9 protein-coding genes and 2 tRNA genes are annotated in these 10,534 nt (G+C 41.4%); 10 read left to right on the forward strand and 1 reads right to left on the reverse strand.

Features of this window, described 5'->3' with window-relative positions; genetic code table 11:
• Positions 1–90: 90 nt before the first annotated feature.
• Together P20495_RS09765 and P20495_RS09760 are read left to right on the forward strand one after the other, a co-directional pair.
• Positions 91–2,100, forward strand: a complete 2,010-nt coding sequence (locus P20495_RS09765) for an alpha-amylase family protein (RefSeq protein WP_008136394.1) — start codon at positions 91–93, stop codon at positions 2,098–2,100.
• A 144-nt stretch (positions 2,101–2,244) separates the two neighbouring features.
• Positions 2,245–2,691 carry a DUF2147 domain-containing protein gene (locus P20495_RS09760; RefSeq protein WP_007376472.1) on the forward strand — a complete coding sequence of 149 codons (447 nt, stop codon included), beginning with the start codon at positions 2,245–2,247 and terminating at the stop codon, positions 2,689–2,691.
• Positions 2,692–2,730: 39 nt separating this feature from the next.
• Here the strand turns inward: P20495_RS09760 and fldB are convergent, their stop codons facing one another.
• Complete coding sequence (gene fldB / locus P20495_RS09755; RefSeq protein ID WP_008136395.1) at positions 2,731–3,252, reverse strand: flavodoxin FldB; 522 nt, start codon at positions 3,250–3,252, stop codon at positions 2,731–2,733.
• Between the two features lie 94 nt (positions 3,253–3,346).
• Here fldB and xerD point away from each other — a divergent pair, with 94 nt between their 5' ends.
• From xerD to P20495_RS09715, 8 genes are all read left to right on the forward strand, one after another.
• Positions 3,347–4,273, forward strand: a complete 927-nt coding sequence (xerD, locus tag P20495_RS09750) for a site-specific tyrosine recombinase XerD (protein ID WP_008136396.1) — start codon at positions 3,347–3,349, stop codon at positions 4,271–4,273.
• Between the two features lie 60 nt (positions 4,274–4,333).
• Positions 4,334–5,062 (forward strand): bifunctional protein-disulfide isomerase/oxidoreductase DsbC, encoded by a 729-nt coding sequence (dsbC, locus tag P20495_RS09745; protein WP_008136397.1) that lies wholly within the window; start codon positions 4,334–4,336, stop codon positions 5,060–5,062.
• Positions 5,063–5,140: 78 nt separating this feature from the next.
• Positions 5,141–6,862, forward strand: a complete 1,722-nt coding sequence (recJ, locus tag P20495_RS09740) for a single-stranded-DNA-specific exonuclease RecJ (RefSeq protein ID WP_008136398.1) — start codon at positions 5,141–5,143, stop codon at positions 6,860–6,862.
• Positions 6,863–6,994: 132 nt separating this feature from the next.
• Positions 6,995–8,093 (forward strand): peptide chain release factor 2 gene (prfB, locus tag P20495_RS09735; protein WP_138950671.1). Its coding sequence is split into 2 segments (ribosomal slippage): positions 6,995–7,069 and positions 7,071–8,093, totalling 1,098 coding nucleotides; the frame shifts between segments, so codons are not numbered across the junction.
• Between the two features lie 26 nt (positions 8,094–8,119).
• Positions 8,120–9,655, forward strand: a complete 1,536-nt coding sequence (gene lysS / locus P20495_RS09730) for a lysine--tRNA ligase (RefSeq protein WP_008136401.1) — start codon at positions 8,120–8,122, stop codon at positions 9,653–9,655.
• A 354-nt stretch (positions 9,656–10,009) separates the two neighbouring features.
• Positions 10,010–10,192: a hypothetical protein gene (locus P20495_RS09725; protein ID WP_007376465.1), complete on the forward strand. Its 183-nt coding sequence runs from the start codon at positions 10,010–10,012 to the stop codon at positions 10,190–10,192.
• A 128-nt stretch (positions 10,193–10,320) separates the two neighbouring features.
• Positions 10,321–10,413 (forward strand) — tRNA-Ser (locus tag P20495_RS09720).
• Between the two features lie 38 nt (positions 10,414–10,451).
• A tRNA-Arg gene (locus tag P20495_RS09715) sits at positions 10,452–10,528 on the forward strand.
• Positions 10,529–10,534 lie beyond the last annotated feature (6 nt).

Consider the following 10,534-nt stretch of genomic DNA (forward strand, 5'->3'; position numbering starts at 1 on the left):
TTTTATTTCATCGACTATAAGCCTAGTGTTAACCACTTGTAAATAAAATCGAGTAGTTGTTTTGCTCGCTCAACAATTGGATCACACACTATGAAACTCAATAAAATAATCACCACCGCAGGTTTAAGTCTAGGGTTGCTCTTACCGAGTATTGCCACAGCTACGCCCACCACATTTGTGCATTTGTTTGAATGGAATTGGCAAGATGTAGCGCAAGAATGTGAACAGTATTTAGGACCAAAAGGCTATGCTGCAGTGCAGGTATCGCCACCTAATGAACACATTACAGGAGGCCAATGGTGGACACGCTATCAGCCTGTAAGTTATGAACTGCAAAGTCGTGGCGGTAACCGTGCACAGTTTATTGATATGGTAAATCGCTGTAGTGCAGCTGGGGTTGATATTTATGTTGATACGCTTATTAACCATATGGCAGCAGGAAGTGGCACAGGCACAGCGGGTAATAGTTTTGGTAATAAAAGCTTTCCTATTTATAGCCCACAAGATTTTCATGAAAGTTGTACCATTAATAGCTCTGATTATGGCAACGATCGCTACCGAGTACAAAATTGTGAACTCGTTGGACTTGCCGATTTAGATACCGCTTCAAACTATGTGCAAAATACCATTGCAGCATATATTAACGACTTACAAGCTATTGGCGTAAAAGGCTTTCGGTTTGATGCTTCTAAACATGTTGCCGCAAGCGATATCCAAAATTTAATGGCCAAAGTAAATGGCTCGCCAGTGGTTTTTCAAGAAGTGATTGATCAAGGTGGAGAGGCTGTTGGCGCCTCTGAATATTTAAGCACTGGTTTAGTAACTGAATTTAAATATAGCACTGAGCTTGGTAATACTTTTAGAAACGGCTCGCTTGCATGGCTAAGTAATTTTGGCGAAGGGTGGGGCTTTATGCCTAGCTCTTCTGCGGTGGTTTTTGTAGATAATCACGATAATCAACGTGGTCATGGCGGCGCTGGTAATGTAATTACCTTTGAGGATGGCCGCTTATATGACTTAGCTAATGTATTTATGTTGGCTTATCCGTACGGTTATCCAAAAGTAATGTCGAGTTATGATTTTCATGGTGATACAGATGCTGGTGGGCCAAACGTACCGGTACATAATAATGGTAACTTAGAGTGTTTTGCTAGTAATTGGAAGTGTGAGCATCGCTGGTCATATATTTCAGGCGGGGTCGATTTTAGAAATAACACCGCCGACAATTGGGCAGTAACAAATTGGTGGGATAACACGAATAATCAAATATCATTTGGCCGAGGTAGCTCGGGTCATATGGCTATTAACAAAGAAGACTCAACACTCATTGCAACGGTGCAAACAGACATGGCGCCTGGGCAATACTGTAATGTGCTAAAAGGCGAGTTGTCGGCTGATGCTAAAAGTTGCAGTGGCGAGGTTATAACGGTTAATTCCGACGGTACTATTAATCTCAATATTGGTGCTTGGGATGCAATGGCAATTCATAAAAATGCCAAGTTAAATACAAGCTCTGTGCCAAATACAGGGAGTGACTGGCAACGCACGGTTATTTTTATTAATGCACAAACGCAAAGTGGACAAGATATGTTTTTGCGCGGTGGTGTAGATCACGCTTATGCAAACGCAAATCTGGGTCGAAATTGCCAAACAAGTAATTTTGAGTGTGCAATGCCTATTCGTCATAATAATTTAAAAAACGTGACAACAAGCCCTTGGAAAGCAAATGATAACTACCTTGATTGGTATGGCATAGAAAATGGGCAAAGTAGCGAAGCAGAAGGTTCTGCGACCGACTGGACAACGAATGTTTGGCCAGCAGGTTGGGGCGCTGAAAAAACGGTAAACACAGATGGTTTTGGTGTGACATCTTTAAATATATGGGGCGAACACTATTGGATGCTTGATGTAGATATGGATTGCAGTAAAGCGATTAATGGATGGTTTGAACTAAAAGCATTCATTAAAAACGGCCAAGGATGGGAGACTGCTATTGCTCAAAACAATACACCTTATACAAGCACTAATCATATGGCGCAATGCGGAAAAATTAATAAATTTGAGTTTAATAACTCAAGTGTAGCCATTCGTAGTTTTTAAAAAATAAATAAAAAGCCTATATTTGAACCTAAGCCTAAGCTAATGATTATTAGTTTAGGTTTTTTAGGTACTGTTCTTTCATAGTGTGTTTATAAATCACCTGTTATGATTCACTCATTAGTTACATTGAATTAAGACAACACAATGAAAAAATTAAATAAAATAATACTACTAAGTACATTCTCTGCGGTTGTTTTGGCAAGCCAAAGTGCACTGGCAGCCATGACCCCAGTTGGGCTTTGGAAAACGATTGACGAGGATACAAACCAAGCTAAGTCGTATGTACGTATTACCCAAACCAACGGTACTTTAAGCGGTAAAGTTGAAACTATTCTAGACCCTACAAAACAAAATGATATATGCAATAAATGTGATGATGAGCTAAAAGATCAGCCTATTTTAGGAATGACTATTATTACTGATGTAAAAGCTGAGGATGATGACGTTTGGGGAGATGGCGAAATACTTGACCCAACAAATGGTAAAACCTACACCTTACAGCTCACAGTGCAAGATGAAGGTCAAAAACTTGAAGTACGTGGTTACATTGGCTTTTTTTTCCGTAACCAATATTGGCTAAGGGTTGAGTAATTACTTTGTAGCGTAGCAATAATGGCTACGCAATTTTAGTTAAAGCGTTTCGCCGTATTCAGTCATTACTTGTTCAACCCAAGTCGCAATACGGTCATCACTTAGCTCGTATTGGCTGTCTTCGTCCAGTGCGAGCCCTACAAATTGTTTGCCATCGGGAGTTAGCGCTTTTGAAGCTTCAAACTCGTAACTACTGTCGTTGGACCAAAAACCAAGTTGGGTAAATGTTTGCGTATTTATTTCGTCGTGCAGCATCCCTAGCGCATCTTGAAACCACTGCCCGTAACCTTGCTGATCGCCCATGCCAAATAAAGCAATGGTTTTACCGCTTAGGTTTACGTCGGCTATGTCGTCCCATTTTGACTCCCAGTCTTCTTGTATTTCACCAAAATCCCATGTTGAAATACCAAAGATGATAAAGTCGTACTGCTGCGCATTTTTTAGTGGCTCGTCTTTAATATTGTGCAGGGTAACTATATCGGCACCAATAATGTCGCGAATCTTTTCTGCTGCCATTTCGGTGTAGCACGTAGTAGAACCAAAAAATAAACCAATTTGCATCGTATTTATCACTGTGTAATTGCCTGATATGATAGGCTCAAGTTTACCGTAAGGTATTTTTAATTGATACCTTAGCAAAGCATGAGAGCATAATGTGACAACGCTATCTGACGATTCTTTTGAAAATGACAGCAGTATGAGCAGTAATAGCGACTACCTAGAAACCTTTTTAGATAGCCTGTACTTAGAGCAAGGCGTAAGCGAAAACACATTAAGTGCTTATCGCAGCGATTTAGATAAGTTTTGCCTATTTTTAAAGGGCGAAAACTTAATGACGGTAACCGGGCTTGATATAGAGGGTTACTTAGCTCACAGAGTTGATTTAGGATTAAAACCACGTAGTACGGCACGCAGTATTAGTGCGCTAAAGCGTTTTTATCAGTACTTTGTACGCGAAAAAATAATTAGTGATTCGCCCATGCTAAATATTGCTCAACCAAAAGCAGGGCAGTCGTTACCTAAAACACTCTCAGAAGCTGAAGTTGAGGCATTGTTAAATGCGCCCAATACAGAAGAAGCGATGGGACTGCGCGATAAAGCGATGCTTGAACTACTTTATGCAACGGGTTTGCGTGTAAGTGAGCTTGTTGGGTTGCGTATGGAGCAAATTAATTTGCGTCAAGCTGTGGTGTTTGTAAAAGGTAAAGGTAATAAAGAGCGCTTAGTGCCACTTGGCGAGGAAGCCATGTACTGGCTTGAGCAATTTTTAAAGGTCGGGCGTGCGCAAATGATAAAACACGCCACCGATTTTGTGTTTCCGTCTAAGCGCGGTGTTGGCATGACGCGACAAACCTTTTGGCATAGAATTAAACACTATGCTATTTTGGCAGCAGTTGAGTCTCCAATATCGCCCCATACAATGCGCCATGCTTTTGCTACGCATTTATTAAACCATGGGGCAGATTTACGTGTGGTACAAATGATGTTGGGCCACAGTGATTTATCAACCACACAAATTTATACCCATGTTGCTAATGAACGTTTAAAATCGGTGCATGCGCAGCATCACCCGCGTGCTTAATTTGAAATTAAATAGCACTAAGCCGGTCAATTTATAAGTACTTTTGGAATAGAGAAAATTATGAAAAAATTAATGTTAGCAGGTGCCATGTTGTGCACAAGTATTAGTGCATTTGCAAATAGCGTTGCTGTAGCTCCTGATGCTAATGATCCTATAGTTACTAAATTTGCGACTTTAGGCGTAACGGTTAAGCAAATTAACCCAAGTCCAGTTGCAGGGTTAAAAGAGCTCATTACCAACAAAGGCGTGCTTTACGCAAGTCCAGATGGTCAATTTTTAATGCAAGGTACGTTAATCGATTTGAATAATCGTAATAACCTAACTGAGCAAGCATTAAACGGCGTGCGCGTTGAAGGCATTAAAGAATACGAAGATTCGATGATTGTGTATAAAGCACCAAACGAAAAGCACAGCATTACCGTATTTACTGATATTAGCTGTGGCTACTGTCGTAAGTTGCACCGTGAGCTAGATGATTTACTCGATGAAGGTATTACCGTTAAGTATCTTGCATTTCCGCGTGGTGGGCTACAAGGTTCCGGTTATGCTGATTTAATGAATGTGTGGTGTGCTAAAGATCAGCAAGAAGCACTGACTGAGGCTAAATCGGGCGCAGACACTAAAGTAATTGCAGGGTGTAATGCACCGGTTGCTGAGCATTACCAGCTAGGTCAAAGCTTTGGTATTAGCGGCACGCCGGCTATTGTTTTAGAAGATGGTACGATGATCCCAGGTTACCAGCCCGCAGCAGCATTAAAAGCAGCATTAGATGCTAACAAAGCGTCGTAATACGTTTTATAGTTAATAAAAAGGCCTTAATGGCCTTTTTTTGTCTTTTTAGTACGACTCAATAAGTTAAAACTCTGCATGAAAAAACTAATCATTGCGCGTGAAAACGTTAACGACTCGCATTTACCGAGTAATTTACACCCTGTAATTAAACAAATTTATGCTAACCGCAATGTATTCAATGCCGAAGAGCTAAATAACAGCGTAGCTACGCTTCACGACTTTAAATTGTTCAAAGACATAGATAAAGCCAGCGATTTATTAATAGACGCATTAAAGGCGCAAAGCCACATTTTAATAGTCGGCGATTTTGATGCCGATGGTGCAACGAGTACGGCCACTTTAATGCAAGGTCTTTCGATGTTTGGCTTTAAGCATTTAGATTACTTAATTCCGGATCGGTTTAGCTTAGGCTACGGTTTAAGCCCAGCCCTTGCAGAGCAAATAGTACAAATTAAGCCTGATTTAGTGATCACCGTAGATAACGGCATATCGTGTATTGCCGGTATTGATATTTTAAAATCGGTTGGCATAAAAGTGCTGGTAACAGATCACCACTTACAAGGTGAGCAACTACCAAATGCCGATGCAATAGTAAATCCAAATAGGCACGAATGTAACTTCCCGTCTAAATCTATTGCAGGCGTTGGCGTTGCTTTTTACTTATTAATAGCGCTAAGAAGCGTAATGCGAGACCTTGGTTATTTTGAGAAACAACCGCCGCCTAATTTAGCTAACTTGCTCGATATTGTAGCGCTTGGTACGGTTGCTGATGTTGTCGCACTTGATGCAAATAACCGCACCTTAGTACATCAAGGTTTAGCACGTATTCGCAGTGGTAAAACACGCCCAGGCATCACCGCGCTTATTGAAGTGGCTAACCGCAATGCAGCGCGCTTAAGCGCAAGCGACTTTGGCTTTTCACTTGCGCCGCGTTTAAATGCAGCAGGGCGATTAGACGACATGAGTTTAGGTATAGCGTGCTTGCTCAGCACCGACATAAACCAAGCGCGCAGTATAGCGAGCGAGCTCGATAGCTTAAACTTTGCAAGGCGCGAAATAGAACAAGGCATGCAAGTGGAGGCACAAGCTGTGCTTGATAGGCTCGCATTTAGCGACGATAGCATCCCTGATGCTATTTGTTTGTTTCAAGATGATTGGCATCAAGGTGTTATTGGTATTTTGGCTGGTCGCTTGAAAGAAAAATACCACCGTCCAACCGTTATATTTGCTGGTGGCGAAAACGGTGAAATTAAAGGCTCGTGCCGCTCTATTGAAGGGCTACACATGCGCGATTTACTCGAAGGACTCAATACAGCCGACCCACACTTAATTAATAAATTTGGTGGCCACGCAATGGCCGCTGGTTTAAGTATTAACGAGCAGCACTTTAACGACTTTAAAAAAGCGTTTGATGCCGCAGTTAGCGCGCAACTGAGTGAAGAAAGTAAGCGCTGCATTGTATTTACTGACGGTGAGCTGCCAAACGACTGCTTTACTATGGAGTTTGCTCAACTATTAAAGCAATCGGGCCCGTGGGGGCAGCAATTTCCTGAGCCAGTGTTTGAGCACACCTTTGAAGTAATACAGCAGCGCATAGTCGGCGAAAAGCATTTAAAGCTCGTTTTAAAGCATCAATCAGGGCGATTAGTAGACGCCATTGCCTTTGGTATTGATGTAAAAGAATGGCCAGACACAGAAGCGAAGTTTGTAAAAGTAGCGTACCACCTCGATATAAATGAGTTTAGAGGTAAATTTACACTGCAATTAATAGCCAGAGAACTTGAAAAAGTGCACTAAAAAATATGCACAAAGCATGCATAAAAGGCTAATAAAGCGCGCGGTTTTTTGTTAAAATCGGGCGTTTTTATCATTTGACGATAACTTACGCGGTATAAACGCGCGTAAATCAGCCATTTTGGAGTAATGACCATGTTTGAAGTGAATCCTGTGATTAACCAAATCAAGGAAATTCGCGAACGTACTGAGTTGCTTCGGGGGTACCTTTGACTACGCTCTTAAACAAGAACGCTTAGAAGAAGTTAACGCCGAACTTGAAGATTCAGCCGTATGGAATGAGCCTGAACGCGCACAAGCGCTTGGCCGTGAAAAATCAGCATTAGAAGCCGTTGTTGAAACAATCGACAACCTTGTAGCCGGTACTGACGACGTTGAAGGTTTACTTGAACTTGCTGTAGAAGCCGAAGATCAAGATACCTTTGATGAAGCACAAAGCGAGCTTGCCGATCTAAACGAGCAGTTAGAAGGTTTAGAGTTTCGTCGTATGTTTTCAGGTCCTCATGACTCAAACGATGCGTACCTTGATTTACAATCGGGTTCTGGCGGCACTGAAGCACAAGACTGGTGTAACATTCTACTTCGTATGTACTTACGTTGGGGCGAGGCTAAAGGCTTTAAAGTTGAGCTAGTTGAAGCAACCGACGGTGATGTTGCTGGTATTAAAGGTGCAACAGTTCGCTTTGTTGGCGAATACGCTTACGGTTGGTTACGTACAGAAACTGGTGTGCATCGCTTAGTACGTAAAAGTCCATTTGACTCAAGTGGTCGTCGTCATACTTCGTTTGCTTCTGCGTTTGTATACCCAGAAGTTGACGATAATATTGAAATTGATATGAATCCGTCAGACCTGCGTATAGACGTTTACCGTGCATCGGGCGCGGGTGGTCAGCACGTTAACACCACCGAATCGGCGGTTCGTATCACTCACGTACCAACAAATACCGTAGTGCAGTGTCAAAACGAGCGTTCGCAGCATAAAAATAAAGCCCAGGCGATGAAGCAGTTAAAAGCTAAATTATTTGAGCTTGAACTACAACAGCAAAATGCTGAAAAACAAACGCAAGAAGATGCTAAATCTGATATTGGTTGGGGTAGTCAAATTCGTTCATACGTACTTGATGACGCACGCATTAAAGATTTACGTACAGGCGTTGAAAACCGCAATACCCAATCGGTACTTGACGGTAACTTAGATAAATTTATTGAAGCCAGCCTTAAATCTGGCCTATAACCACCAAGCTAATAAAGAGCTAAAAAATGACTGATAAAATCCAAGACGAAAACAAGTTAATCGCTGAGCGTCGCGGCAAGTTAGACGCTATACGCGAAAATTGCCCAGCCAACGGTCATCCAAACCAATTCCGTCGTGAGCATTACACGGCTGATTTGCAAGCCCAGTTTGGTGATAAGAGCAAAGAAGAATTAGTAGAGATGCAAGAAGTTGTGTCTATCGCTGGCCGTATTTTAGCAAAGCGTGGACCGTTTTTTGTAATTCAAGACATGAAAGGCCGCGTACAAGCGTATGCATCTAAAGATGTTCAAAAAGATCTTAAAGAAAAATATGGTCAACTAGACACTGGCGATATTATTGGTGTTAAAGGCGCATTAAATAAATCAGGTAAAGGCGATTTATACGTAGAAATGACTGAGTATCAATTATTAACTAAGTCACTTCGTCCACTGCCTGAAAAATTCCATGGCTTATCGGATCAAGAAACTAAGTACCGCCAACGTTACGTTGATTTAATCACTAACGAAGCAACGCGCGAAACATTCCGCATTCGTTCACAAGTAGTTGAAGGCATTCGTCGCTTTTTAGCAGACCGTGACTTTATGGAAGTAGAAACACCAATGCTACAGGTTATACCTGGCGGTGCATCTGCGCGTCCGTTTGTAACTCACCATAACGCGCTTGATATCGACATGTACTTGCGTATAGCGCCTGAGCTTTACTTAAAGCGCTTAGTGGTAGGTGGTTTTGACCGTGTATTTGAAATTAACCGTAACTTCCGTAACGAAGGGTTATCTACGCGTCACAATCCAGAATTCACAATGATTGAATTTTATCAAGCATACGCTGATTACATCGACCTGATGAACATCACCGAAGACATGCTACGTACGGTTGCAGAAAACGTACTAGGTAGTGCAGTTGTAGTTAATACAACTAAAGATGAAAACGGCGAAGTTATCGACTCAGTTGAATACGACTTTGGCCAACCGTTTACACGTTTAAGCATGAGCGATGCAATATTAAAATATAACCCTGAGTTTGATGCTGCGGTATTTAACGACCCAGAAAACCACTTTGACGAATTAAAAGCGTACGCTAAACAAGTGCACGTTAAAATTCCTGAAAATTGTGTTTGGGGCCCAGGTAAGTTCTTGTGTGAAATATTTGAAGAAACAGCAGAGCACATGCTTATTCAACCTACGTTTATTACTGGCTACCCGTGGGAAGTATCACCACTTGCACGTCGTAACGACGAAAACTCATTTGTTACAGACCGTTTTGAGTTTTTTGTTGGCGGTCGTGAACTTGCAAATGGTTTCTCTGAGCTTAATGATGCACAAGACCAAGCTGAGCGCTTTACTCGCCAAGTTGAAGAGAAAGACGCAGGCGATGATGAAGCAATGCATTACGATGAAGACTACATACGCGCACTTGAGTACGGCTTACCGCCAACTGCAGGTGAAGGTATTGGTATTGACCGTTTAGTAATGTTGTTTACTGACTCATCTACAATTAAAGACGTTATTTTGTTCCCGCATATGCGTCCACAAGCTGACTAAGCTTTGGGTAAAACAAAGTAAGTTAATAAACGCCGCCTAATCGCGGCGTTTTTGTGTTTAAAGCCTAGACAATAAAGGTATGCTTTTAACAAGGTACTTCGTAAATAAAAAGATGTAATTTGTTAATTGTTTTTGATTAGGGTGGCGTTGTTTTTATAAACTTAAGTATTTGATATTGTTTATTTTGATTCTTTTAAACAAATTTGGTTAGTATTATAACTTTTTATTATGACTGTTTTTTAAACATTTTGTTGTATTTATGTAACTTTTTTAGCTACACTGTGGCGAAAATTTAAGCGGCCTAGGTTGTACGCTTTAACTAAGAATAATCAAACGGACTTATAGAATAATAAAATGAAAAATAAACGCGTTGAAGAGTCGTCAGAACTCTGTACGACAGAGCAAGAACGACAAGCCTACTATAGAGCCTGTATTGCTGAGTTTCAGCAATTGGGGTATCAAGAGCAGTACCTTGCAAACCTAACAGATGAGTTAGTACCAGTTGAAGGTATTAATCCTCACTCTGAAGACTCATAAGTCGCTTAATTTTCAAACTAATTACACTTTAAAACCAAGCATATGTGCAATCTATAACCATATAGTCGTTTTTGGTAGAAAAGTGTTTGACATATTTTCTGAAATCTTTATTATACGCCCCACAAGACGGAGAGGTGTCCGAGTGGCCGAAGGAGCTCCCCTGCTAAGGGAGTATAGAGTTTGTAGCTCTATCGAGGGTTCGAATCCCTCCCTCTCCACCATTTCTTTTAATGGCGTGTTTTGTAAAGTTTTAAAGTATGGGTGCATAGCTCAGCTGGATAGAGTACTCGGCTACGAACCGAGCGGTCGGAGGTTCGAATCCTCCTGCGCCCACCATACTTT

This window comes from Pseudoalteromonas sp. BSi20495 (assembly GCF_000241185.1).
GTDB lineage: Bacteria > Pseudomonadota > Gammaproteobacteria > Enterobacterales > Alteromonadaceae > Pseudoalteromonas > Pseudoalteromonas fuliginea.